Origin of the sequence: Serratia quinivorans (assembly GCF_946227985.1) — a bacterium.
GTDB classification, from domain to species: Bacteria; Pseudomonadota; Gammaproteobacteria; order Enterobacterales; family Enterobacteriaceae; genus Serratia; species Serratia quinivorans_A.
In genome coordinates this window covers 58,026-82,507 of record NZ_CAMKGL010000009.1, presented here as the reverse complement: position 1 = coordinate 82,507, position 24,482 = coordinate 58,026, and the positions used below count along the sequence as shown (strand labels likewise).

Sequence of the window (24,482 nt, the reverse complement as noted above, 5' to 3'; positions counted from 1 at the left end):
GCCGTTAGTGTTGGAAGAATATTTGGCAACTTATTGCTGGAAACGTGATCAATCTAACACCTTGCTGATTGACCGTAAAGGAAGTAACGCTTCACTATTATTGTAGCGCCACTCCAAACGATTTACCCGCAGTGTTAACTGCCCCAAAACACATCACACGTCCCGTTGATTCCGTTGTCCTTTCTTCGCCTGCGGCTTCTTGCACTGACAGTTTTCACACTCAGTGGTAGGATGAACGGCGAATTATAAAAACGGTAACAAGCATGTTAGACAAAATTATTCGAATTGCCACCCGACAAAGCCCACTCGCTCTTTGGCAAGCACATTATGTGCAGCAGTGCCTGATGGCCAGCCACCCTGGCCTGCAGGTCGAACTGGTGCCAATGGTCACTAAGGGCGACATTATTCTGGATACGCCACTGGCGAAAGTCGGTGGTAAAGGGCTGTTTGTTAAGGAACTTGAGCTGGCGTTACTCGATGGCCGCGCCGATATCGCCGTCCATTCGATGAAAGACGTCCCGGTAGATTTCCCCGCCGGCTTGGGTTTGGTGACCATTTGCGAACGCGACGATCCACGCGACGCATTTGTATCCAATCGTTTCGCCTCGCTGGATCAACTGCCGCAGGGCAGCGTGGTTGGCACCTCCAGCCTGCGCCGCCAGTGCCAGTTACGTGAGCGTCGCCCGGATCTGATCGTGCGCGATCTGCGCGGCAACGTTGGCACCCGCTTGTCAAAACTGGACAACGGTGATTACGACGCCATTATTCTGGCGGTCGCCGGGCTCAAGCGCCTGGGACTGGAACAACGCATCCGCAGCCCACTGAGCCCGGAGGAGTGCCTGCCGGCAGTCGGTCAGGGTGCGGTGGGCATTGAATGCCGCCTCGACGATGAAACCACCCGTGCGCTATTGGCCCCACTCAACCACGCCGTCACCGAAACCCGCGTTCGTGCCGAACGTGCGATGAATACCCGGCTGGAAGGCGGTTGTCAGGTGCCGATCGGCAGCTATGCCGAACTCGATGGCGACAGCCTATGGCTGCGTGCATTGGTAGGCTCCCCGGACGGTAGTCAGATGGTGCGCGGCGAACGTCGCGGCCCGGCGGCGCTAGCGGAACAAATGGGCATTGAGCTGGCGGAAGAGCTGCTGGCGCAGGGCGCTCGCGAAATTCTACAGGATGTTTATCAGGGAAATCCTCCGGCATGACGATTCTGGTAACCCGCCCTTCTCCTTCGGGAGAGCAATTGGTAAGCCGACTGCGCGCGCTCGGCCGGGTTGCCTATCATGCCCCGCTGATCGACTTCGCCCCTGGCGGCGATCTGCCCAAACTGCCGCAGGCGTTGCAGCAACTCAATGATGGCGATTTGGTGTTTATCCTGTCGCAACATTCGGTCAGCTACGCCAACTCGGTGATGGGTCGCGTTGGGCTGCCATGGCCGGCCAGGTTGGCCTATTATGCCATCGGCCGTAACACCGCACTGGCGATGCACCGCATCAGCAGCCTGCCGGTGGAATATCCGCGCGAGCAGGAAATCAGCGAAACGCTGCTCCTGTTGCCGGCGTTGCAGAAGCTGGACGGTAAGCAGGCATTGATCCTGCGCGGCAACGGCGGGCGTGAACTGCTCGGCAACAGCCTGAGTGAGCGCGGCGCCGCCGTCAGCTATTATGAATGTTATCAACGCAGCCCGGTGCACTATGATGGCAGCGAGCAAAGCGCCCACTGGCAACGTGCTGGTGTTGATACGCTGGTAGTCACCAGCGGTGAAATGTTACAACAGCTCTATACTTTAGTTCCTGATTACTACCGTTCATCGTGGCTGTTGCGTTGCCGCCTGGTCGTAGTGAGTGAACGCCTGGCTACCCTCGCCCAGGAATTGGGCTGGAGCACAATTCGGGTAGCTGATAACGCCGATAATGACGCGCTGATCCGCGCGCTACAATAAACCTGACTATGGGATGTGCCACTATGACGGAACAAAATACCCCCTCCGCCCCGGTTGAAGAGCCAACCCCAGTGGCTGATAGCCCCAAGCCACCAGACGCTAACCAGCGTAAAGGTAAAAATACCGGCCCGGTTTTGGGCGCGATCGCCATCGTGCTGGTTATTGCCCTTGGCGCGGGTGGCTATTACCACACACATCGACAGGCACAGCAGTTGATCACCGCCAATCAAAACTTGCAGCAGCAGCTCGAAGCGCTGAAACAGAGCCAACAGCAGGAAAAAAATGCGCTGGAAGGCCTGTTGCAGCAACAGGGAAAAACGCTGGATGCCGCCGACCGCGAGCAAGCGACCCTGACGCGGCAACTGAGTGAACTGCAAGAAAAAGTCGCCATCATCTCCGGCAGCGACGCCAAAACCTGGTTGCTGGCGCAGGCCGACTTCCTGGTGAAAATGGCCGGCCGTAAACTGTGGAGCGATCAGGACGTGACGACTGCCGCCGCCCTGCTGAAAAGTGCCGATGCCAGTCTGGCAGACATGAACGATCCGAGCCTGCTCGAGGTGCGTCGGGCGATCACCGAGGACGTCAGCACGCTGTCCACCCTGACCCAGGTGGATTTCGACGGTATCATTCTCAAGACCAACCAGTTATCCAACCAGGTTGATAACTTGCGCCTGGCCGATAACGACAATGATGAAGCGCCGATGGATCAGGACAGCAGTGAGCTATCGAGTTCGATCAGCGAGTGGCGACAAAACCTGACCAAAAGCTGGCACAACTTTATGGCCGACTTTATTACCGTTCGCCGCCGTGATAGCAGTGCGGAACCGCTGCTGGCGCCGAATCAGGACATTTACCTGCGCGAGAATATCCGTTCGCGCCTGCTGGTTGCCGCTCAGGCGATCCCACGCCACCAGAACGAAGTGTATAAACAGTCGCTGGAAACCATCTCTACCTGGATCCGCGCCTACTTTGATACCACCGACCCGGCCACGAAAGCTTTCCTGGAAGAGTTGGATGCCCTGAGCCAGCAGTCAATCACCATGGACGTGCCGGACCAGTTGAAAAGCCAGCCACTGCTGGAAAAACTGATGCAGACCCGGGTGCGTAATCTGATGACCCAGTCCCCTGCCGCTCATCAGGAGGGATAAGCCATGTTACGCGTGCTATTTCTGTTCCTGGTGCTGATCGCCAGCGTGGTCGTCGGGCCGATGTTGGCCGGCCATCAGGGCTATGTGCTGATTCAGACCGATAACTACAATATCGAAACCAGCGTCACCGGCCTGGTGATCATGGGCGTCCTGCTGTTTGTCGTGCTGCTGGTGATCGAATGGATCCTGCGCCGCATCTTCCGCACCGGTGCTCATACCCGCGGCTGGTTCCTGGGGCGCAAACGTAGCCGTGCGCGCAAGCAGACCAAGGCCGCGCTGATCAAACTGGCCGAAGGTGATTACAAGCAGGTCGAAAAACTGCTGACGCGCAACGCCGATCACGCCGAACAGCCGGTGGTTAACTACCTGCTGGCCGCCGAGGCCGCGCAGCAGCGCGGTGACGATTTCCGCACCAACCAATACCTGGAACGCGCCGCTGAAGCCGCCGACACCGACCAGTTGCCGGTAGATATCACCCGCGTGCGCATCCAACTGGCGCAGGGCGAAAACCATGCCGCACGTCACGGTGTTGATCGCCTGCTGAACCAGGCACCGCGCCACCCGGAAGTGTTGCGTCTGGCAGAACTGGCTTATCTGCGCACCGGCGCTTTTGCCTCGTTGCTGGAAATCCTGCCGTCGATGAGCAAGATCAACCTGCATACCGAGGCTGAACTGCAGGTCTTGCAGCAGCAGGCCTATATTGGCTTGATGAATCAGGCCATGGCGGATGAAGGCAGCGAGGGTCTGAAACGCTGGTGGAAAGATCAGAGCCGTAAAACTCGCCATGAGGTTCCGCTGCAAATTGCGATGGTGGATCACCTGATCGAATGCAATGACCATGAATTGGCGCAGGAAATCGTACTCGATAGCCTGAAGCGTCAGTACGATGAGCGTCTGGTACTGTTGATCCCGCGCCTGAAGTCCGGCAATCCGCAACAGTTGGAGAAAGCGCTGCGTCAGCAGGTGAAGCAACACGGTGCCACACCGTTGCTGAACAGCACGCTGGGTCAGCTGTTGATGAAACACGGCGAATGGCAACAGGCTGCGGATGCATTCAGGGAAGCCCTGAAACAGCGGCCGGATGCCTACGACTACGCCTGGTTGGCGGACGTGCTGGATAAGCTGCACCGCTCGGACGAAGCGGCCCAAATGCGGCGCGAAGGTTTGATGTTGACCCTGAAGCAGAACGGCGACTCATAACGGCATTATCGAGAGATCAAAGCGCGGCATGATTGCCGCGCTTTTTTTTCGCCTGTCGCTTATGTTCAGGCAAAAAAAAACACTTGCCGCGGAGGCAAGTGTATAAAAAAGCAATCAGGTCTAGGACAACAGGGGCGGTGCCTCACTCAACGTTATGCCCGGAGTGTGATGTCTGCGGCTGCAAGCAACGCTGACATCGTTCTGGTGGGCAATAGGCACCTTAAATCGGCTCTGCGTCATTCCCAGGGTTTATGAAGCCTAAGCAAACATAAGAGGTGGAATGAGCATCTACAGGGTAGATATTGCACTTGGCGTGCCAACTTTGGAAAAATGCGATTTAGCTTGAGTAATAAAAATTAACCCATTGAATTAAATATAATTTAAACGTCATATTAAATTTATCGTCTCCCACCGGGTATTCCCCCCTCTCTCCCTGACCCCAGCAGATATGTCGCCTTATAACGACGACTTAAGCCAAAGTGATTTTTATCGTATTAAATCATAATCTTATATGTCTCAACCTGGCGACAATGCGCCATACCGATGTCGCTGAAAGCCAACACGCCCCAGAAACCAAAAGCAGGCAGCAGGAAGTTAAAAGTGAGGTTTACTGAATGGCAGAAAGCGAAAGGCCCGTTCATTGCTGAACGGGCCTTTCTGAATCTGGTCGGCGAGAGAGGATTACTGCATCTGCGATGCCGCCCTGCGGGCCGTTGCTAAAGCAACGTTGTCTCGCTGCGCTCGGCTCAAACCTCCTTCGGAGGTGCTCATCCTGTAAACTTCAGACGTAAAAAAACCCGCTAAAAAGCGGGTTTTCTTGAATGTGGTCGGCGAGAGAGGATTACTGCATCTGCGATGCCGCCCTGCGGGCCGTTGCTAAAGCAACGTTGTCTCGCTACGCTCGGCTCAAACCTCCTTCGGAGGTTCTCATCCTGTAAACTTCAGGCGTAAAAAAACCCGCTAAAAAGCGGGTTTTCTTGAATGTGGTCGGCGAGAGAGGATTCGAACCTCCGACCCACTGGTCCCAAACCAGTTGCGCTACCAAGCTGCGCTACTCGCCGATTTCTTGTTGCAGATACTACTGAATTTTATCGCTTATGTCTATGTAAATATTAAATTTATTAGACATTTTGTGTGTGGTGCGAAGAGAGGGACTTGAACCCTCACGTCCGTAAGAACACTAACACCTGAAGCTAGCGCGTCTACCAATTCCGCCACCTTCGCACAGTCACAAAACAGCTTACAATTCTTCACTTCTCTTAGGAAGTGGGGTGGCTAATGGGACTCGAACCCACGACAACTGGAATCACAATCCAGGGCTCTACCAACTGAGCTATAGCCACCATTACTTCTTAACTTCACGCGGTAATACTACCACCGCAGCTCTTGCACACAAACTTAATGGTGCGCCCGACAGGATTCGAACCTGAGACCTCTGCCTCCGGAGGGCAGCGCTCTATCCAGCTGAGCTACGGGCGCATAGCGCCGTTGCGGGAGGGGATACTACGGTTTTAACCCAATCCTGTCTAGTGCTTTTTCGCAGAAATGTTGCGTTTGATTACGCTTTGCTCACTCCTGCGCAGGAAAGGGCTATCCGTAGCCCTTTTTCACCGGTTATTGCTGGGTTTCTGTCCGTTTTTCAGCCGGATGATGTTTCTTGTGCATACCGAAAGCAAAGTAGCACAGACTGACCGCCGCCAGGAATATCGCCCCAACCAACAAAGAAATTCGAGTATCCGGGTTAATTCCCATGCCGATCAGCACGCAGACCAGGAAAGCAATGGTCAGATAGTTCACATAGGGGAACATAATCGACTTAAAGCTGTGGGTTTTAATCGCTTCCTTATGGGCACGGCGGAAATACAGCTGGCTAATCAGCACCACAAACCACGGCACCATACCCGGCAGTACGCTGGCACTGTAGACATAGACAAATACCGCCTGCGGATTGGGGATCAGATAATTCAGGCCAGAACCGACCAACAGGCAGGCGATGGTCACGGCAATACAGTTCACCGGCACACCGCTGGCAGACAGCTTGGTCAGTGATGCAGGGAGTTGGCGGTTCTTAGCCAGCGCGTATAGCATGCGCCCCCCGCTATACATACCGCTATTGCAGCCAGAGAGTGCAGCGGTCAACACCACGAAATTAATGATACCGGCAGCGGCAACGATGCCGATTTTGGCAAAGGTCAGCACAAATGGGCTGCCGGTGGTGCCGATACCGTTCCATGGGAAGATAGTAACAATGACAAAAATGGCGCCGACGTAGAAGATCAGGATGCGCCACAGGATGTTGTTAATCGCGCGTTTCAGCGTCACCTGCGGGTTCTTGGCCTCACCGGCGGTAATGCCGACCAGCTCAACCCCCTGATAGGACGCCACGACAATACACAGCGCAAACAGGAAGCCCTTCCAGCCGCCGGCAAAGAAACCGCCGTGCTCGGTCAGATTGGCAAAGCCGATAGGCTGCCCCCCATTGCCAAAGCCGAACAGGATCACCCCCAGCCCTACCAAAATCATCACAATGATGGTGGTCACCTTGATCATGGCAAACCAAAACTCCAGCTCGCCGTACAGGCGTACCGCCGCCACGTTAGCCAGCGCTACCATCGCCACCGCGATCAGCGCCGGTAGCCACTGCGGGATCTCCGGGAACCAGAACTGCACGTAAACCCCAATGGCGGTAATTTCCGAGATGCCGACGGCAATCCACATAAACCAGTAGCCCCAGGCCGTCAGATAGCCAAAGTAAGGACTCATGTATTTATGTGCATAAACGGCAAAGGAGCCTGCGACCGGTTCAAGGAACAGCATCTCGCCCATCGAACGCATAATAAAGAACACGAACAGCCCGGCGATGATATAAGCCAATAATACCGACGGCCCCGCCCATTTCAGCGTACTGGCCGAGCCCATAAACAGGCCAACGCCAATGGTGCCGCCCAGAGCAATCAGCTCGATATGCCGGGCTTCCAGCCCCCGGTGTAGTCCTTGCGGTTTTTTAGTGTGTGGCATAAATCCTCGATGATATTCTTTTGATTGTGTCTGCATGCCGGCCGTTACCGGTCGTTATTGTTTTAATGAAAATAGCGCAAATCATCTCCCGCCGCTCTGGCGGACATCAACGTGTAGTCGGGGCAGTCTTACGGCGGAGAAAAACGTCGTTCAATGCGGCCACATCTGGCGCCAACAGCTGGGGATAATTTCAGGGCGGTATCGTTTCGCATTTTGCCGCTATAAGCAAACCGCAATTTAAAACTTTATGGCATAAACATGGAGGAGTTTAGCGGCTGAGGTTATAGAGGGCTGGATAATTGGCCATAACGCAGGTTAATTGAACAACTTATTGCGCCGGGGCAGAAAAATCTGCCCCAACGCCTTGATTACATCTTGCCGCGATAATAGTAACTTACGAACTTCAGCAACCGCAGTTGACGTCCAATGCGGCTCGGCTGGCTGAGCAGCCGGTAGAGCCATTCAAGACCGAGGTTCTGCCAGACCTTTGGCGCACGCTTAACGTGCCCGGTAAATACGTCGTAGGTCCCGCCTACGCCCATATACAGCGCTTGTGGATGCACCTTGCGACAGTCACGCATCAGGATTTCCTGTTTCGGTGACCCCATGGCAACCGTTACTATGGCGGCCCCGCTGGCACGGATACGTTCAAACAAGGGTTCACGTTGCTCCGGCTTGAAATAACCGTCCTGGCTACCGACCAGATTCACATTCCACTGGCTGCGCAGCTTCTGTTCGGTTTCCGCCAGCACCGATGGCTTGCCGCCAATCAGGAACACCGGCGTGCCTTCACGACCGGCGCGCTGCATCAGCGCTTCCCACAGGTCGGCTCCCGCTACCCGAGACACGTCGGCACCCGGATATTTACGGCGGATTGAGCGCACCATGCTGATGCCGTCGGCATACTTGTACTCCGCCTCATCCAGCAAGGCATGCAGCTCAGTATCCTGCTCTGCAGTCAGGATTTTTTCAGCGTTCATGGCAACCAGCGTGCCGCGCTTGACCCGGCCGCCGTCAAACAGAAAATCCATGCATTGCGCCATATCGCGAAATCCCCACAGGCTGAAACCGCGCAGCTCATATTTGGGAACCGAGATTTTTGCTTCCATCTTATTATTACCCTTACAAAAGGCCGTCGGCCCGCACAGATGAAGCAGGCGGTGTCAGCGTTCGCGAACGCTGCACTCGCGCCTTAATCAATCCGGCAGTATCAAACAGCCAGTACAGCAATTTTGCCATCAGCAAACAGGCGCCGAAAATGAGGCAGAAGAACACCACCCGCGAGACAAAGGAATCCACCCCTTCTCGCGCCAATACGATGATGTTGAATACCGCGCCAAAGCAGAAGCCCTGCAATATGGCGGCTTTATAAGGGTTCGATTCGCTTTTGCCCATCTCATACAGCCAGTCGAACCATTTGATGATCATACCCACCAGCACCGCGCCGACAGGAATGAACAACGCGCCGCCCATGACCACCAGCGAACCGATCAGCGTCGGTGAGATTGCCAGGCCCGAATGGTTATCCAGTACTTCCCAGGTGAAATAGTTGGCGGTATTGAGCACCGTGTCCGGTCGGCCCGGCCACAGCCAGCTCGGAATAAACACGTAGAAATCACGCACTATCGGTGCCAACCCCTGGAAATCAATCTTGTCGTAGTTTTGCAGCAGCAACGCCAAATTTTCCCACGGCGAGAAGGTGTCACGCGTCAGATAGAGGAAGGTATAAAACGCCTCGGGGCCACTGACGTCCAGGCTATAGCGCTTTAACGCCAGCCAGAACATGCCGACAATGCCGAACACCCCGGCAGCCACCAGCATCCACAGCGAGATCCAGCCGCGTACGATACCGATAAACAGAAACAGCGAGAAGGCGATAATGATATTGGCACGGGTGCCGCCGACAATCACATAGGTAAGGATGCCAAAAGCCACCGTCGCCGCCAGGAAAAAGAACCAGGCCCGCAGATCCTGCTTCAGGAAATACACCACCAGCATCGCCGGAATGAAGAAATAGAAGAACCGTTTGAGCGCTACGCCCGACACGTCACTGGAGAAAATCTGGCTGTATGAGTTGAGCTTGAACAGCAGGAAACCGTTTTGCAGAAAGAAAATGCCGACGGTAACCATCGCCACCAATGCCAGTAAAATCCAGGTCAGATGGGTTTCAACCCGGTTCATGCTGAATACCGGTTTACGCGGCTGTACGCTGCGCTTACGCAGCCGGGTTTTATAACTGACGTAGTAAATCGCATAAAACGCGGTGGCCGAGAGAATGGCGTACAGCAAGAACTCGACCGGCACCACCTCAACGTCAAACTGAAACACCAGCAGGCAGGTCAGCGGGAAGCCGAAGTAAAACGTCAGCAAATACAACAGCGAAAAGAAGACGTTGAAGTTAAAACGGACGCGCCGAAACTCCTGATAAGTCAGCGTCAGAACAAACAACGTGCCAATCAGGTAGACGGCAAATAATCCGCCAAATTGCGCCAGCGTCATGAATTATCCCCTGCCGCCAGGGCTAATGCCTGTTGCCAGCCATCAACGTAGTTGGGATTAAAGAAGGCAATCGTCTGCTTGTCCACCGACGCCAGTTGGCGCTGCGCTTCACGCACCACCGCCTCATCCAGAGAGTCGCCGTAGAACAGCACCGGCAGGTGCTGCTCCGCCAGATCCTGCCAGAACGGATTCTGACGGCTCAGCACGAACGGCACGCCAAACTGGATCAGCAGGCAAAGCGTGCCGATACCCTGCTGGCGGTTAAAGATAAAGTAGCCAAGATCGCACTCGCGCAGAATGTTCAGGTAGTCGTCGAACGCCACCTGCTGCGTCAGCAGCTGCAGATTGTTGGCACTGAACAGCGCCAGCCCGGCAGTGCGGACCTGTTCAATATAAGCCTCGTTGTTGGCCGGATAGCCCATCGGCAGGATCACGCGCACATCCGCGCCAAACTGTTGATGAATCGCTTTCAGTGCCTCAACGTGGCGATTGGTGCGATCGCCGGAGTTGCCCACCAGAATGGTCATCGGCCCGGCCAGACTTTTCTCAACGTTGATACCGGTCAATGCCGGATCCATCCGCGTCGGGAAATACAGCAGGGAGGCAGGTACACGTGCATGCCGCTGTTGATAATGGATCACATCGCCACGGGTGGCGAACACCCGTCCAACACGGCCCTGTGCAATGCGGCGCAGCAAATAGAACAGGCGGAATTTCCAACTGGTGGCGTCTTCATACAGGTCAGCGCCCCAGATATGCCAGCTGACCTGATGGGCTTTGATTTTCCCGCTCAGCAATGCCAACCACAAGGTAGGGTTAAACTGCCCGTGGAAGAAGAAACGCTGGCCGCGATCGGCCTGAGCACGGGCTATAACCGCCGTCGCCAGGCTTTTCTTATCCGGATGATATTCAAGGTTCAGTTCGGGGAACGGCCCTAACGCAGCGGCATCTTTGGCAGCCACCATGAAATGACGTGTCTGATCGGACGGCAGGCGCTTCGCCAACACGTCGTTGAAGAAACGCAGCACCGTCTGATTGTGATGCGGGATGTCAGATCCCAGTACGTGAATCAGTGTAGTCATACTCGTCTACGATAAAGAATAAATACGCAGCTACAGAGCGTGAAATACACGATGTAGGTTGCCATGTAGGCCTGTGCCGCACCCAGCGCGCCGTGCAAAGGGATCAACCAATGCGAGAACAGCGTCAACAGCAGGAACTGGCTGACTTCGGTCAGGATATAAAAACGCAGCGACGCCTTGGCAATAACCAGGTAGCCAAATACATAAGCGCCCACCTTCAGCACATCTCCCACCAGTTGCCAGGCGAACAGGTCGCGCATCGCGACAAACTTGTCCGTAAACAGCAACCAGATAGCGAAATCGCGTAGCAACCAGACCGTGAAGCTTGCTGCTGCCACCGCAGGCAGCACAAATTTTAGGGAGCGCACAATCTCCTGCGAGATAGCGCTTTTTTCCTTTAACCGCGACAGCGTTGGCAGCAGATAGACGGTAAACGAGGCGGTAATAAACTGCAGATACGCGTCGGAAATGCTGCTGACGCCCTGCCAAATCCCCACCTCTTCCCAGCTGTAATGGCTTGCCAGCAGGTTACGCATCATCACATAGGCCACCGGCAGCGTTACTGAGGTGATCAGGGCCATAATGGTGAACTTGCCGAGATGGCTGGCCAGCGCCTTGTCCCACGCCAGCGCCAAATAGCTCAGCGGCAGGGTTTTACGCCGCCACAGCATAAAGCCGGCGGGAAACACCACCAACGCCGGTACCAACGCCAACCCCGCCAGGGCACCTTCATAACCGCCCAGCCTGAAGCACAGATAGTAGGCCACCACGCCAATCAGGCTGCCGCCAATCACCGACAGGGCGTTGCCCATCGCATCGCGGTAGCCCTTCAGCACCGCCATAAACAGGTTGGCGTAAGCAATACCCATCTGAATAAACGCCACCGCCCGCACCACGCCGACATAATCAGCATGGCCAAATAGCCCGATGCTGATAGGTTTGGCCGCGAACAAGAACACCAGCGCCAACAGCGTGGAAAAACCCAGCACGATAGTTGACGCCGTGCCAACAGCCAGCCGCAACCGCTGCGGATCCTGATGATATTCGGCAACGTATTTTGTGATGCCGTTAAAAATCCCGGCACCGGACAGCACGCCCAGCACGGTAATCAACTGGCGGAAGTTACCCGCCTGCCCAACTCCGCTGGGGCCAAAGGCGACCGCCAGCAGTTTCACCACCAACAGCCCCACGCCAATCTTGATAAGCGTAGAGCCGGCGGTCCAAATCGATGCTTTTGCCAGCGACATATCAGGCGAAGAAGCTGAGAATGGTATTGATCACCGTGCGCTGAGTGACATCAGTCATATTGTAGAACAGCGGCAAACGAACCAACCGCGCGCTCTCCTGGCTGGTGAAGCGATCTTCGCCGGCAAAGCGGCCAAAGCGATCGCCCGCCGGGCAATCATGCAGTGGGATGTAATGGAACACCGTCATGATCTCGGCTTCTTTCATGTAATCGATAAACGCCGTACGGTCTTCAACATCGCGCAGTTTGATATAGAACATATGGGCATTCTGCACGCAGTCCGTCGGGATGCTCGGCAGCACGATACGGCCCGCCTTGGCTAACGGCAGCAGGCTGTCGTAATACCGTTGCCACAGCGCCAGACGACGTTGGTTGATAGCTTCGGCGGCTTCCAGTTGCCCCCACAGATAAGCGGCCTGCAGATCTGACATCAGATAGCTGGAGCCGATATCACGCCAGGTGTACTTATCCACCTGCCCGCGGAAGAACTGGCTGCGGTTGGTGCCTTTCTCACGAATGACCTCCGCCCGATCAATCAGCGCCGGATCGTTGATCAGCGTGGCGCCGCCCTCACCGCCTGCGGTGTAGTTTTTGGTTTCGTGAAAGCTAAAGCAGCCAATATGACCTATGGTCCCCAGCGCTTTCCCCTTGTAGGTTGACATGACGCCCTGCGCGGCATCTTCCACCACGAACAATTTATACTTTTCTGCCAGCGCCATGATGGTGTCCATCTCGCAGGCAACACCGGCGTAATGCACCGGTACAATGGCACGGGTCTTATCAGTGATGGCCGCTTCAATCTTGCTTTCATCGATGTTCATGGTGTCAGGACGCAGGTCGACAAACACTACGGTGGCACCACGCAACACAAAGGCATTGGCGGTTGAAACAAAGGTGAAGCTCGGCATGATCACTTCATCGCCCGGCTGAATATCCAGCAGGATCGCCGCCATCTCCAGCGAGGCGGTACAGGACGGCGTCAACAGCACCTTCGGGCTGCCAAACCGCTGTTCCATCCACTGCTGGCAACGACGGGTAAAACCCCCGTCACCACACAGCTTGCCACTGCTCATTGCAGCCTGCATATAGTCAAGTTCAGTGCCAACAACCGGTGGAGCGTTAAATGGAATCATGTCTTCCTCTGTATAACCAGTACGAGGTGCTTTCAATAACAGCACCCTGTCGTTGATAGAGCCGTAACGCGGCGATGTTACCGAACTGGGTCGCAACCCGCAGGCGCTGTAATGAGCGGCACTCAGCCATGGCCGCTGCCATCAGTCGCGAGCCAATTCCTTTGCCTGCCGCGCCGGGGAACGCCGCCAGCAGGCCGATGCGGGCCTCCTGGCCATCGAGTTCACGCAGGCTGACAAAGCCTTCCGGCTGTCCGGTAGGATCCAATGCCAGCAGACACTGATGGTCAAAGGTCCCCAATACCGCCTTTTCTATCCATTCAGCATAAAAGCGGCCGCTATCCTGGGAGTGATACCAGGGGGCGCGGAAACGGCTGGCGGTGAACACGCTGGCTGCCGCTGCGCGCAACATCGGGATATCGGCCGGCACCGCCGGGCGAATGGCCTGCGTAGCCTCGGTATCAAGTGATGCACGTTCCGTGCCGATATTCAGCACCAGATCAACTTCCCCCTCAACCAGTTGGAACCCCAAGCGGGTCAAGCCGTCCACCAAAGCAGTTTGCTGCGCAGGAATTTTGGCCTGCACTAATGCGTAGGCATCCAGTTCGGCCTCGCTCAGCATCGGAGCCGCCGTAGAGAAGTTGAGTTTGGCGCTATTAAGGGCGAAAAACTCAGTTTCCCAGGCTAATGGCTCAATACTGGCGTGGGCGTGCATGCAGCAGATCCAGCAGGTATTTTCCATAACCGGTTTTGAGCAACGATTGTGCGGCGCGTTTCACGCCCTCATCGTCCAGCCAGCCGTTACGCCAGGCAATTTCTTCCAGACAGGCAATTTTAAAGCCCTGACGTTTTTCCACCGTTTGCACAAAGCTGCTGGCTTCCAGCAGGCTGTCATGGGTACCGGTATCCAGCCAGGCGAAGCCGCGCCCCAGCAGTTCAACCGTCAGTTCGCCACGCTCCAGGTACATCTGGTTAATGCTGGTGATCTCCAGCTCGCCGCGCTCCGAAGGTTTTACCTGTTTGGCGAACTCCACAACCTGGCTGTCATAGAAATACAGTCCGGTCACCGCCCAATTGGATTTAGGCGCTTTCGGCTTTTCTTCGATCGACAGCGCGCGGAAATTATCATCAAACTCCACCACGCCAAAGCGATCGGGATCCATGACCTGATAACCGAACACCGTAGCGCCCTGCGTACGGGCGGCAACCGTCTTCAGTTTCGGACTAAAGCCTTGGCCAAAGTAAATGTTGTCACCCAGCACCAGGCAGCTCGGTTCGCCGGCGAGGAATTCTTCGCCAATCAAAAATGCCTGCGCCAGGCCGTCGGGGCTGGGTTGTTCGGCATAGCTAAGACTAATGCCGAACTCTTCACCGCTGCCCAATAAGCGTTTGAATGAGGGTAAATCTTCTGGGGTAGAGATGATCAAAATGTCGCGGATCCCCGCCAGCATCAAAACTGACAGCGGATAATAAATCATCGGCTTGTCGTAAATAGGTAATAGCTGTTTGGAAACACCGCGGGTAATCGGGTGTAAGCGTGTACCGGACCCGCCCGCCAGAATAATACCTTTCATACTCACTCCAGAATCCACAGGGCCGCCACTCAAGCGGCGACCTCGTTAAATTTAGTCGGATAAACCTAAACGTTCACCCGCATAGGAACCGTCTTGAACGCGACGCCACCAGGTTTCATTGTTCAGATACCAGGAAACCGTTTTGCGGATGCCGCTTTCAAAGGTTTCTTGCGGACGCCAGCCCAGCTCCCGGTCAATTTTTCCGGCATCTATCGCGTAGCGCATATCATGACCCGGACGATCCTTGACGTAAGTAATCAGGTCGCGGTATTTCTCAACGCCCTGTGGCTTGTTCGGGGCCAGCTCTTCCAGCAGATCGCAGATAGTCTGTACCACCTCAATATTCTTGCGCTCGTTGTGTCCGCCGATATTGTAGGTTTCGCCGACCACGCCTTCGGTAACCACCTGGTACAACGCACGAGCGTGGTCTTCTACATACAGCCAATCACGTACCTGCGCCCCGTCGCCATACACCGGCAAGGGTTTACCGGCAACGGCATTGAGGATCACCAACGGGATCAGTTTCTCAGGGAAGTGATAGGGGCCGTAGTTATTGGAACAGTTGGTGACCAGGGTCGGCAGGCCATAAGTACGCAGCCAGGCACGAACCAGGTGATCGCTGGAGGCCTTCGAGGCCGAATACGGACTACTTGGCGAGTAAGGTGTGGTTTCGGTGAACAAATCGTCCGTGCCGTGCAAATCGCCATACACTTCGTCGGTGGAAATGTGATGGAAGCGGAAGCTTTGCTTTTTCTCCGCGTCCAGCGGCTGCCAATAATGGCGGGCCGCCTCCAGCATGGTGTAAGTGCCCACCACGTTGGTTTCAATAAATGCCGCCGGGCCGTCGATAGAACGGTCAACATGGCTTTCTGCTGCCAGATGCATGACAACGTCCGGCTGATACTCGGCAAACACCCGATCCAACGCCGCGCGATCGCAGATATCCACCTGCTCAAACGAATAGCGTGAGTTATCGGCAACCACCGAAAGCGACTCCAGATTGCCCGCGTAGGTGAGCTTATCCAGAACCAGGACGCTGTCCTGCGTGGCTTCGATAATATGCCTCACGACCGCGGAGCCAATAAAGCCGGCGCCTCCAGTGACTAAAATACGTTTCAACGCCAAACCCCTTTGGTATCCACGATCCAGGACTGCGTAATCTCTTCCGGCTTGATTACCTTGAATTGCTTATGGTCGACCAGCATCACAAGTACATCCGCCTGCTGCAACGCTTCTGGCAACGCTTTCAGCGTCACGTGGCCAGCCAGCGATTTCGGCAACTGTTCCACGTTGGGCTCAACGACCAGCGTCTCCCCCACGTGCCAATCGGCAATCAGATGTGCAACTTCCACCGCCGGACTTTCGCGCAGATCGTCAATATTCGGTTTGAAAGCCAAGCCAAAGCAGGCAATTTTCACTTCTGAGGCACGTTTGTCGGTCGCCGCCAGACAGTCTGCAACGGCCGCTTTCACGCGGTCGACTACCCACAAAGGTTTTCCGTCATTCACCAGACGCGCAGTATGGATCAAACGCGCCTGCTGCGGGTTTTGCGACACGATAAACCAAGGGTCAACCGCGATGCAGTGGCCGCCGACGCCAGGGCCTGGCTGCAGGATATTCACCCGCGGATGGCGGTTGGCCAAGCGAATAAGCTCCCAGACATTGATCCCCTGATCGGCGCAAATCAGCGACAGTTCGTTGGCAAAGGCGATGTTCACATCACGGAAGCTATTTTCGGTGAGTTTGCACATCTCTGCAGTGCGTGAATTGGTAATTACACACTCGCCTTCGAGGAAAATCTTGTACAACGCGCTGGCGCGCTCCGAACATTTTGGCGTCATGCCGCCAATAACACGGTCATTCTGAATCAACTCAACCATCACCTGCCCTGGCAAAACGCGCTCTGGGCAATAAGCGATGTTTACATCGGCGGCCTCACCGGCCTGCTGCGGGAAGCTGAGATCGCTGCGCGCCTCGGCCAGCCACTGCGCCATCTGCTCGGTGGCGCCGACCGGAGAGGTGGACTCCAGGATAACCAGATCGCCCTTTTTCAGCACCGGTGCCAGTGATTTGGCCGCGGCTTCGACATAGGCCAGATCCGGCTCATGGTCACCTTTAAACGGCGTTGGCACCGCGATCAGGAAAGCATCTGCCGCCAGGGGTTGGGTCACCGCCTGCAAATAGCCGCCGTCGACCGCGTCTTTCACCACTTTATCCAGATCGGGTTCAACGATGTGGATCGCGCCGCGATTAATGGTATCCACCGCATGTTGGTTAACATCTACGCCCACCACTTTTTTCTTGCGGGAGGCAAACGCCGCCGCCGTTGGCAGACCGATGTAACCCAGGCCGATAACCGAAATAGTGCTAAAACTCATAGTGTCACCTGATGATTCTTCAAAGCTTCGAGAATACGTTGGCAGGCATGCCCGTCACCGTAAGGGTTATGCGCCCGGCTCATGGCGTGATATTCGTCTTCGTCCATCAGCAACCGGGTAACCGCATCAACAATTTTGGCTACGTCGGTTCCCACCAGACGCACCGTGCCCGAATCGACCGCTTCAGGCCGTTCGGTGGTATCACGCATGACCAGCACCGGTTTACCCAATGACGGCGCCTCCTCCTGAATACCACCCGAGTCGGTCAGGATCATATAAGCGTTGGCCATCAGGTACACAAAGGGCAAGTAATCCTGCGGGTCGATCAGGATGATGTTATCGATCCCTTTCAGAATACGGTTGACCGGCTCGCTAACGTTGGGATTGAGATGGACCGGGTACACAACTTGCACATCGGGATGAGTGCGGGCTATTTCTGCCAGCGCACTGCAAATCCGCTCAAACCCGCCGCCAAAACTCTCACGACGGTGGCCGGTCACCAGGATCATTTTTTTATCGGCATCCAGGAACGGATAACGCTGTGACAGGCTGTCATGCAATGCAGCATCGCCCATCACCCGATCGCGTACCCAGAATAGTGCATCAATTACCGTGTTACCGGTGACGAAGATATGATCGTCAGGTAACAGTTCGCGCAACAGGTTCTGACGCGAGTTTTCCGTCGGGGCAAAATGATACATCGCCAGATGGCCGGTCAGCTTGCGGTTAGCCTCTTCCGGCCATGGGGAGTAAAGGTCGCCGGTACGCAGACCCGCCTCTACATGCCCAACCGGGATACGCTGATAAAACGCCGCCAAACTGGTCGCCAGCGTGGTGGTAGTATCACCATGAACCAGCACCACGTCCGGTTTGAATTCTTCAAGAACGCCTTTCAGGCCTTCCAGAATACGGCAGGTAATCTCACTCAATCCCTGGCCGGGCTTCATGATGTTCAGGTCGTAATCAGGCACTATCTCAAATAACCGCAATACCTGATCCAACATCTCACGATGCTGTGCCGTAACGCAGACTCTTGATTCAAAGGCCTCATCCTGAGCCAGGGCATGTACCAGCGGGGCCATTTTGATGGCTTCAGGTCTGGTGCCGAAAACAGTCAACACTTTCACAGCGAATCTCTTATTGTCGGTTAACCGCAGGCGTACCTGCGAATTGGGCGCTTATGCGCCCTTCAGCGAATTATTATATTATTTTTAATTACGCGGCCGACGCGCCAGGGCAACACCTGCGCCAACCAAAGCACCCATCGCGCCCCACATGATCAACCAGAATATCCGCCGTGGGCTATCACGTTTTACCGGTTCTTCCGGGGTCCGCAAATAGCGGTAAGTCTGAAATTTTTCGTCCAACGTCGGGCCGACGTTCAATGTCGACAGCATCGCACGATTTTGATCGTAATCGAGATCGAAGGTTGGCCCTGAAGCCTGTAACCCTTCCAAACGCGCCTGCAGCATAGGTTTACCCAACAGGAACAGGTCGGAGTCCGGCAGTTGCTCTGCCGGCGTATCGGTCTGAGTCCGGCTGATACCCTGCGTCTCGGCAATTTTCAGTGCCTGTTGAATGGTATTCAATTCGCGCTTATACACTGCCGCCGCCACCGCTTCCTGACGCTTGACCTGCGCCTTCATCGAGGTGGTACGGGCCGCCCAGGCACCCTGGGTCTCTTCGTTCAAATGCTGCGCAGCACGGTGACTGGCGAACGCCACATATTGACGCAACAGACGGTTGGCATCCGCCGCCGTTTCCGCCGTCAGCTTCACGCCGTCGTTCGGCACTTTTTTATCATCACGCGGCGTGAACTGAATGTTGTTAATCAGTTCGTCGAGCAATGCCGCATCGGCAGCAGCATCGCCCTCCTGGCGCTGCTTGTAATAATCGCTCTGCAGCCAGAAATCGCGACGCGTATCGTAGGCCGCCAACTGCATAATGAATTCATTATAGGCTTCGTCAGCAATGCCGGGTTGATCGGTGCTGGTAGCCGGCATGGTCCGCACATCCAGATTACGCAGGAATTGTTGCTGAGAATAATATCCCCCCAACGCATTCACTGTTGGCCGATCGGTAATCGCCGTCGCACTCCACTCCTGTTTCACCAGGTAGGAAACCATCAGTGCAACCACGGCGAATAACACCGCAATACCGATAATCCATGGCTTACCTCGCCACAGGGTGCAGCACAGGCCGCGGATATCGAGTTCGTTATCCACCGCCGGGATATTCTTGTCAGACCTTGTTTCTGGATTCATCACTGCCCAAAAGCCTCTGGTTAAGATACTTGCTTATTGCCGTTCGAACGCCGCAGACGACGCTTGATACGCTTAATGTAACGTGCAACACGCCAGGCGCGTTTAATGCAGTAGCCGTATAAAAAGAAGGCAAGCAAGAATAATGCCAACATAACCCATTCAGGGATAAAAGTAAGGCGTTCGCCAAGCACGCCGACGGCCGCCAGCAAGGCTGCCGCCAGGGTAATCAACACGAAAGCCTGCCGTGGCGTAAAGCCCGCGCGCATAATCAGATGGTGAATGTGTTGGCGGTCTGGAGAGAAGGGGCTCATCCCTTTGCGTAAACGGCGGTACATGATCGCAATCATGTCCATCAGCGGGATGGCAATAATCCACAACGCGGTAACCGGATTGATGGAATGAGCTTTGCCCTGCGAACTTTGCAGCAACAGCCAAATGGCGGTGAAACCGATCAGCGTGCTGCCGGCATCCCCCATAAACACTTTATACCGGCGGCCAAGAATGCCGAGGTTAAGCAGAATATAAGGAACGATGGCGGCAATCATTGCGAAGCACCAGAAGGCCAATTCAGAATGACCGCTCAGATACAACAACACGCCCAGCGCCCCGAAAGACACGCACGACAGCCCGCCCAGCAGGCCATCAATGCCGTCGACCATATTAAAGGCGTTGATGGCTGCCCAGACGGCAAACAGCGTGACCAGATAGCCAAACGGCCCCAGCAGCATTTCCCAATCGCCCAGCACATGACCAAAACTGCGCAGGTAAAGCCCAGCGAAAACCATCATCGCGATACCGACCAGTGCCTGAACCAGCGCACGAATTTTAACGCTGATATCGAAACGATCGTCAAGAGCACCAACGAACACCAATATCCCCGCACAGGCGAGGTAGAGTTTGCCATGCGCAATCGTTTGGTCAGAGATAAGGAAAGCAAAGCACAGCCCGGCATAAACAGAAATACCCCCGACCAGAGGGATCAGCCCCTGATGGCGTTTACGGTAATTAGGTTTATCAACCAGACCAATACGTTTTGCTGCTTTACGGGCAACAAAGAGAAAAGCCAAAGAAAACAGGAAAACAAATAGAATTTCAGTACTCATAGTGAGTAAGTTCACAGTTAACAAGATCTCTGTAGAAGATAAGGCAGCTTAACACGGGCGACAGGTTGCGCCATGGTATCCCGCTACCTTTCAGTCATTTCCTATGACGACAGCCATTCATGCTTATTCCACCGTGCTTGCCTGCTGTTTCGGCAGCAACAATGGGCGAACGACGAAGCGCCGACCGCAAATAAGATGAATTCTCAGTAAGTCACGAAAATAACTTACGTTTCCATTTCTGTTACTTATCGTATCTTCCAAAAGCAAAAAACGCCACGACTAGGCGTGGCGTTCTTGGAATATTTACTCAATTATGAGCGTATCGTCATTATGAGCGCTTCATCATATCGAAGAATTCATCGTTGGTCTTGGTCATGGCCAACTTGTTAATGAGGAATTCCATCGCATCAATCTCACCCATCGGGTGAATGATTTTACGCAGGATCCACATTTTCTGCAGTTCTTCAGAGGTGGTGAGTAATTCTTCTTTACGGGTACCAGAGCGGTTGTAGTCGATCGCAGGGAATACGCGCTTCTCGGCGATTTTACGCGCCAGATGCAATTCCATGTTGCCGGTACCTTTAAACTCTTCGTAGATAACTTCGTCCATTTTCGACCCGGTATCGACCAGCGCGGTAGCGATGATGGTCAGGCTGCCGCCTTCCTCAACGTTACGTGCCGCACCGAAGAAACGCTTGGGGCGATGCAAGGCGTTGGCATCCACACCACCAGTCAACACTTTACCGGAAGCCGGTACAACGGTGTTGTAGGCACGCGCCAGACGAGTGATGGAGTCAAGCAGGATGATCACGTCTTTTTTGTGTTCAACCAGGCGCTTGGCTTTCTCAATCACCATTTCTGCAACCTGAACGTGGCGAGATGCCGGCTCGTCAAAGGTCGAAGCGATAACTTCGCCCTTCACCAGACGCTGCATCTCGGTCACTTCTTCCGGACGTTCGTCGATCAGCAGTACCATCAGCACGCAGTCTGGATGGTTGTAAGCGATGCTTTGTGCAATGTTCTGCAGCAGCATGGTTTTACCGGCTTTCGGCGGAGCAACAATCAGACCACGCTGACCACGACCAATCGGCGAAGCCAGGTCCAGCACGCGTGCTGTCAGGTCTTCGGTTGAGCCGTTGCCGCGTTCCATCCGCAGACGGGAGTTGGCATGCAGTGGGGTCAGGTTTTCGAACAGGATCTTGCTACGGGCATTTTCCGGTTTGTCGTAGTTAACTTCGTTAACTTTCAACAGGGCAAAGTAGCGCTCGCCTTCTTTTGGCGGACGAATCTTACCGGAAACGGAGTCACCTGTACGGAGGTTAAAACGGCGGATTTGGCTAGGGGATACGTAGATGTCGTCGGGGCCTGCAAGGTAGGAACTGTCTCCAGAACGGAGGAAACCAAATCCATCCTGCAATATCTCCAACACGCCATCGCCGAAGATATCTTCTCCACTTTTCGCATGTTGCTTAAGGATAGAGAAGATAATGTCCTGCTTGCGCATGCGGGCAAGGTTTTCCAGCCCCATATTTTCGCCGAGAGTAATCAGCTCAGAAACCGGCGTATTCTTTAATTCGGTAAGATTCATAGTGGTGGGTTCTTAAACTCGGGGTATGTCTCGAACTTACATCGTGAATGGTATGGCAGCGGGATATCTCTTCCGGCTTTCCGGTGGTTGCGTTGGCTTCCCTTGTTCATCCCAAAACTTAGCGGACTAAGCTGCGAAGACGCTTTCGGTTGCCGACTGGCCACACCTTGAAATCCATTGGATATTCGTGCCTGTTTACTGGACGTTCGATCACCGGGCGCTGAGCCGTCACGGTAAGAAATGGCTTACAGAGGACGCGCGCATTGACGGTTTAAGATCGAAGGTACCTTAAAATTGATTTTGCAAAACCGTTTGATTGCTAAAACGCGGGCTGAGTTCATTTTTTCTTTCAACGCCAGCGGTTCAGCACAGAGTAAAGCTTTAGATTTAGACTCTTTAGATTTAAAACTTCGGGCAAGTTCTATATGCAGTATGGTTAAACTTAACACGCTTCTTGGCAGGCGTCTAGCGGTGAATTGAACATCCCCGCCAGACGCCTGTATATCCCCGTTGTCTCTCACGCGGCAACGTTTTTAGCCGCCGCATCACATCCATTGGGCATAGGGCATCCCGCCCGATTACAGATTCGCGTTAAGGAAATCTTTGAGCTGACCTTTGGACAGCGCACCAACCTTGGTCGCGGCCACTTCACCGTTCTTGAACAGCAACAGCGTAGGGATACCACGGATGCCGTACTTGGGTGCGGTTGCCGGGTTCTGGTCGATATTCAGCTTGGTGATGGTCAGCTTGCCTTCGAACTCATCGGCAATCTCATCCAGAATCGGAGCAATCATCTTGCACGGCCCACACCATTCAGCCCAGAAATCGACCAGGATTGGCCCTTCAGCTTTCAGCACGTCGCTGTCGAAGCTGCCGTCAGTCAGGTGAATAATTTTATCGCTCATGTTCTACTCCAAAGGATTGTGTCTACCTTGTTGGTGTAGCATTAACCAACCTAAGGTGACTTTATTTCACCGGATACGCTTTCGTAAAGCAATAGTTAGCTGATATTCTACCACACTATGAGCAAAACACACTTGACCGAACAGAAGTTTTCCGACTTCGCCCTGCACCCGTTAGTCCTTGAAGCCCTTGAAAAGAAAGGGTTTCAACATTGCACGCCTATCCAGGCGTTAGCATTGCCGCTCACGCTCTCTGGGCGTGACGTTGCAGGTCAGGCGCAAACCGGTACCGGAAAGACGTTGGCATTTTTAACGTCTACTTTTCACTATTTGCTTTCTCACCCGGCGAAACAGGATCGCAAGATCAACCAGCCGCGCGCCTTGATCATGGCGCCAACGCGTGAACTCGCGGTGCAGATCCACTCCGATGCGGAAGCCCTGTCTCACTCCACCGGCCTGAAAATGGGTCTGGCGTACGGCGGCGATGGCTACGACAAACAGCTGAAAGTGCTGGAAAGCGGCGTGGATATCCTGGTGGGGACTACCGGTCGTTTAATTGATTACGCCAAACAGAACTATATCGATCTGGGCGCGATCCAGGTTGTGGTGCTGGATGAAGCCGACCGCATGTACGATCTGGGCTTTATCAAAGACATTCGCTGGTTGTTCCGCCGCATGCCTGCGGTCGATCAACGCCTGAACATGCTGTTCTCTGCCACCCTGTCCTATCGCGTACGCGAGCTGGCTTTCGAGCAGATGAACAACGCTGAATATGTTGAAGTGGAACCGGAACAGAAAACCGGCCACCGCATTAAAGAAGAATTGTTCTACCCGTCCAACGAAGAAAAAATGCGTCTGCTGCAGACGTTGATCGAAGAAGAGTGGCCTGACCGCTGCATCATCTTCGCCAACACCAAGCACCGCTGTGAAGACGTTTGGGGCCATCTGGCTGCCGATGGTCACCGCGTAGGCCTGTTGACCGGCGATGTGGCGCAGAAAAAACGCCTGCGTATTCTCGATGACTTCACCAAGGGCAACCTCGATATTCTGGTCGCCACCGACGTCGCCGCCCGCGGTCTGCACATTCCGTTGGTTACCCACGTCTTCAACTACGATTTGCCTGACGACTGCGAAGACTACGTTCACCGTATCGGTCGTACCGGCCGTGCCGGCGAAAGCGGTCATTCCATCAGCCTGGCTTGCGAAGAGTACGCACTCAACCTGCCGGCGATCGAAACCTACACCGGTCACAGTATTCCGGTGAGCAAGTATAACAGTGATGCGTTATTGAGTGACCTGCCTGCGCCGAAACGCCTGGCTCGCCCACGCGGCGGCAACGGCCCACGCCGTAACTCCGCGCCACGTCGTGGCGGTGCGCCACGCAATAACCGTAAACGTTCAGGCTGAT

Annotated in this window: 20 protein-coding genes, 4 tRNA genes and 2 other RNA genes; 5 read left to right on the top strand and 21 right to left on the bottom strand. The window is 54.7% G+C overall.

Annotated elements, in window-relative coordinates; all coding sequences use genetic code 11:
- The first annotated feature begins 263 nt into the window (after window positions 1–263).
- Genes hemC through hemY form a run of 4 tightly spaced genes read left to right on the top strand, consistent with a single transcriptional unit; the run spans window position 264 to window position 4,290 of the window.
- The gene (gene hemC / locus OCH02_RS19500; RefSeq protein ID WP_261432598.1) at window positions 264–1,205 is read left to right on the top strand and encodes a hydroxymethylbilane synthase; all 942 of its coding nucleotides are present in this window, start codon (window positions 264–266) and stop codon (window positions 1,203–1,205) included.
- Entirely contained in the window at window positions 1,202–1,942 is a 741-nt protein-coding gene (hemD, locus tag OCH02_RS19495; RefSeq protein ID WP_099062180.1) for a uroporphyrinogen-III synthase, read from the top strand. Before hemC ends, hemD begins: the two co-directional genes overlap by 4 nt.
- Window positions 1,943–1,965: 23 nt before the next feature.
- A complete protein-coding gene (gene hemX, locus OCH02_RS19490) occupies window positions 1,966–3,090 on the top strand; it encodes a uroporphyrinogen-III C-methyltransferase (protein WP_261432597.1) in 1,125 nt (374 codons plus the stop codon).
- Between the two features lie 3 nt (window positions 3,091–3,093).
- Window positions 3,094–4,290, top strand: coding sequence for a protoheme IX biogenesis protein HemY (hemY, locus tag OCH02_RS19485; RefSeq protein ID WP_261432596.1), 1,197 nt, complete (start codon window positions 3,094–3,096; stop codon window positions 4,288–4,290).
- A gap of 664 nt (window positions 4,291–4,954) precedes the next feature.
- Here the strand turns inward: hemY and OCH02_RS19480 are convergent.
- The 21 genes from OCH02_RS19480 to trxA all read right to left on the bottom strand — a co-directional run bounded on the left by OCH02_RS19480 (window position 4,955) and on the right by trxA (window position 23,077).
- Window positions 4,955–5,082: non-coding RNA, RtT sRNA (locus tag OCH02_RS19480), on the bottom strand.
- Between the two features lie 32 nt (window positions 5,083–5,114).
- Window positions 5,115–5,242, bottom strand: a non-coding RNA gene (locus tag OCH02_RS19475) — RtT sRNA.
- Window positions 5,243–5,274: 32 nt separating this feature from the next.
- Window positions 5,275–5,351 (bottom strand) — tRNA-Pro (locus OCH02_RS19470).
- 76 nt (window positions 5,352–5,427) lie between these two features.
- Window positions 5,428–5,514 (bottom strand) — tRNA-Leu (locus tag OCH02_RS19465).
- Window positions 5,515–5,557: 43 nt separating this feature from the next.
- Window positions 5,558–5,633, bottom strand: a tRNA-His gene (locus OCH02_RS19460).
- A 59-nt stretch (window positions 5,634–5,692) separates the two neighbouring features.
- Window positions 5,693–5,769 (bottom strand) — tRNA-Arg (locus tag OCH02_RS19455).
- Window positions 5,770–5,904: 135 nt separating this feature from the next.
- Window positions 5,905–7,308 carry a bifunctional threonine/serine APC transporter ThrP gene (thrP, locus tag OCH02_RS19450; protein WP_261093017.1) on the bottom strand — a complete coding sequence of 468 codons (1,404 nt, stop codon included), beginning with the start codon at window positions 7,306–7,308 and terminating at the stop codon, window positions 5,905–5,907.
- A gap of 368 nt (window positions 7,309–7,676) precedes the next feature.
- Window positions 7,677–8,417 carry a lipopolysaccharide N-acetylmannosaminouronosyltransferase gene (gene wecG, locus OCH02_RS19445; protein WP_261432595.1) on the bottom strand — a complete coding sequence of 247 codons (741 nt, stop codon included), beginning with the start codon at window positions 8,415–8,417 and terminating at the stop codon, window positions 7,677–7,679.
- 13 nt (window positions 8,418–8,430) lie between these two features.
- Window positions 8,431–9,807, bottom strand: coding sequence for an ECA oligosaccharide polymerase (gene wzyE / locus OCH02_RS19440; protein ID WP_261432594.1), 1,377 nt, complete (start codon window positions 9,805–9,807; stop codon window positions 8,431–8,433).
- On the bottom strand, window positions 9,804–10,889 hold the full coding sequence (locus OCH02_RS19435; protein ID WP_261432593.1) for a TDP-N-acetylfucosamine:lipid II N-acetylfucosaminyltransferase: 1,086 nt from the start codon (window positions 10,887–10,889) through the stop codon (window positions 9,804–9,806). The genes wzyE and OCH02_RS19435 overlap by 4 nt, the downstream gene beginning before the upstream one ends.
- The gene (wzxE, locus tag OCH02_RS19430) at window positions 10,886–12,136 is read right to left on the bottom strand and encodes a lipid III flippase WzxE (protein WP_261432592.1); all 1,251 of its coding nucleotides are present in this window, start codon (window positions 12,134–12,136) and stop codon (window positions 10,886–10,888) included. Before wzxE ends, OCH02_RS19435 begins: the two co-directional genes overlap by 4 nt.
- A gap of 1 nt (window position 12,137) precedes the next feature.
- Window positions 12,138–13,268, bottom strand: a complete 1,131-nt coding sequence (gene rffA, locus OCH02_RS19425; RefSeq protein WP_261432591.1) for a dTDP-4-amino-4,6-dideoxygalactose transaminase — start codon at window positions 13,266–13,268, stop codon at window positions 12,138–12,140.
- Window positions 13,255–13,980: a dTDP-4-amino-4,6-dideoxy-D-galactose acyltransferase gene (gene rffC / locus OCH02_RS19420; RefSeq protein WP_261432590.1), complete on the bottom strand. Its 726-nt coding sequence runs from the start codon at window positions 13,978–13,980 to the stop codon at window positions 13,255–13,257. Before rffC ends, rffA begins: the two co-directional genes overlap by 14 nt.
- On the bottom strand, window positions 13,958–14,839 hold the full coding sequence (rfbA, locus tag OCH02_RS19415) for a glucose-1-phosphate thymidylyltransferase RfbA (RefSeq protein WP_261432589.1): 882 nt from the start codon (window positions 14,837–14,839) through the stop codon (window positions 13,958–13,960). Before rfbA ends, rffC begins: the two co-directional genes overlap by 23 nt.
- A 51-nt stretch (window positions 14,840–14,890) precedes the next feature.
- Window positions 14,891–15,958, bottom strand: coding sequence for a dTDP-glucose 4,6-dehydratase (gene rffG / locus OCH02_RS19410; protein ID WP_261432588.1), 1,068 nt, complete (start codon window positions 15,956–15,958; stop codon window positions 14,891–14,893).
- Entirely contained in the window at window positions 15,955–17,217 is a 1,263-nt protein-coding gene (gene wecC / locus OCH02_RS19405) for a UDP-N-acetyl-D-mannosamine dehydrogenase (protein ID WP_261432587.1), read from the bottom strand. Before wecC ends, rffG begins: the two co-directional genes overlap by 4 nt.
- Window positions 17,214–18,344, bottom strand: coding sequence for a non-hydrolyzing UDP-N-acetylglucosamine 2-epimerase (gene wecB / locus OCH02_RS19400; protein WP_261432586.1), 1,131 nt, complete (start codon window positions 18,342–18,344; stop codon window positions 17,214–17,216). The genes wecC and wecB overlap by 4 nt, the downstream gene beginning before the upstream one ends.
- Before the next feature lie 84 nt (window positions 18,345–18,428).
- Window positions 18,429–19,481: an ECA polysaccharide chain length modulation protein gene (gene wzzE, locus OCH02_RS19395; RefSeq protein WP_261432668.1), complete on the bottom strand. Its 1,053-nt coding sequence runs from the start codon at window positions 19,479–19,481 to the stop codon at window positions 18,429–18,431.
- A 20-nt stretch (window positions 19,482–19,501) separates the two neighbouring features.
- Window positions 19,502–20,599 (bottom strand): UDP-N-acetylglucosamine--undecaprenyl-phosphate N-acetylglucosaminephosphotransferase, encoded by a 1,098-nt coding sequence (gene wecA, locus OCH02_RS19390; RefSeq protein WP_261432585.1) that lies wholly within the window; start codon window positions 20,597–20,599, stop codon window positions 19,502–19,504.
- 313 nt (window positions 20,600–20,912) lie between these two features.
- Window positions 20,913–22,172 (bottom strand): transcription termination factor Rho, encoded by a 1,260-nt coding sequence (gene rho, locus OCH02_RS19385; RefSeq protein ID WP_004950874.1) that lies wholly within the window; start codon window positions 22,170–22,172, stop codon window positions 20,913–20,915.
- Between the two features lie 578 nt (window positions 22,173–22,750).
- The gene (gene trxA / locus OCH02_RS19380; RefSeq protein ID WP_261432584.1) at window positions 22,751–23,077 is read right to left on the bottom strand and encodes a thioredoxin TrxA; all 327 of its coding nucleotides are present in this window, start codon (window positions 23,075–23,077) and stop codon (window positions 22,751–22,753) included.
- 117 nt (window positions 23,078–23,194) lie between these two features.
- Between trxA and rhlB the strand changes: the two genes are divergently transcribed.
- The gene (gene rhlB, locus OCH02_RS19375; protein ID WP_153858683.1) at window positions 23,195–24,481 is read left to right on the top strand and encodes an ATP-dependent RNA helicase RhlB; all 1,287 of its coding nucleotides are present in this window, start codon (window positions 23,195–23,197) and stop codon (window positions 24,479–24,481) included.
- Window position 24,482 lies beyond the last annotated feature (1 nt).

Bases quoted from the DNA above. Each gene is read 5' to 3' on its own strand.
- rho (WP_004950874.1), bottom strand. From the start codon at position 22,172: ATGAATCTTACCGAATTAAAGAATACGCCGGTTTCTGAGCTGATTACT.
- wecC (WP_261432587.1), bottom strand. From the start codon at position 17,217: ATGAGTTTTAGCACTATTTCGGTTATCGGCCTGGGTTACATCGGTCTG.
- rffC (WP_261432590.1), bottom strand. From the start codon at position 13,980: ATGCACGCCCACGCCAGTATTGAGCCATTAGCCTGGGAAACTGAGTTT.
- trxA (WP_261432584.1), bottom strand. From the start codon at position 23,077: ATGAGCGATAAAATTATTCACCTGACTGACGGCAGCTTCGACAGCGAC.
- hemC (WP_261432598.1), top strand. From the start codon at position 264: ATGTTAGACAAAATTATTCGAATTGCCACCCGACAAAGCCCACTCGCT.
- rffA (WP_261432591.1), bottom strand. From the start codon at position 13,268: ATGATTCCATTTAACGCTCCACCGGTTGTTGGCACTGAACTTGACTAT.
- OCH02_RS19435 (WP_261432593.1), bottom strand. From the start codon at position 10,889: ATGACTACACTGATTCACGTACTGGGATCTGACATCCCGCATCACAAT.
- thrP (WP_261093017.1), bottom strand. From the start codon at position 7,308: ATGCCACACACTAAAAAACCGCAAGGACTACACCGGGGGCTGGAAGCC.
- wzzE (WP_261432668.1), bottom strand. From the start codon at position 19,481: ATGAATCCAGAAACAAGGTCTGACAAGAATATCCCGGCGGTGGATAAC.
- rfbA (WP_261432589.1), bottom strand. From the start codon at position 14,839: ATGAAAGGTATTATTCTGGCGGGCGGGTCCGGTACACGCTTACACCCG.
- wecG (WP_261432595.1), bottom strand. From the start codon at position 8,417: ATGGAAGCAAAAATCTCGGTTCCCAAATATGAGCTGCGCGGTTTCAGC.
- wzxE (WP_261432592.1), bottom strand. From the start codon at position 12,136: ATGTCGCTGGCAAAAGCATCGATTTGGACCGCCGGCTCTACGCTTATC.
- hemD (WP_099062180.1), top strand. From the start codon at position 1,202: ATGACGATTCTGGTAACCCGCCCTTCTCCTTCGGGAGAGCAATTGGTA.
- wzyE (WP_261432594.1), bottom strand. From the start codon at position 9,807: ATGACGCTGGCGCAATTTGGCGGATTATTTGCCGTCTACCTGATTGGC.
- rhlB (WP_153858683.1), top strand. From the start codon at position 23,195: ATGAGCAAAACACACTTGACCGAACAGAAGTTTTCCGACTTCGCCCTG.
- hemX (WP_261432597.1), top strand. From the start codon at position 1,966: ATGACGGAACAAAATACCCCCTCCGCCCCGGTTGAAGAGCCAACCCCA.
- hemY (WP_261432596.1), top strand. From the start codon at position 3,094: ATGTTACGCGTGCTATTTCTGTTCCTGGTGCTGATCGCCAGCGTGGTC.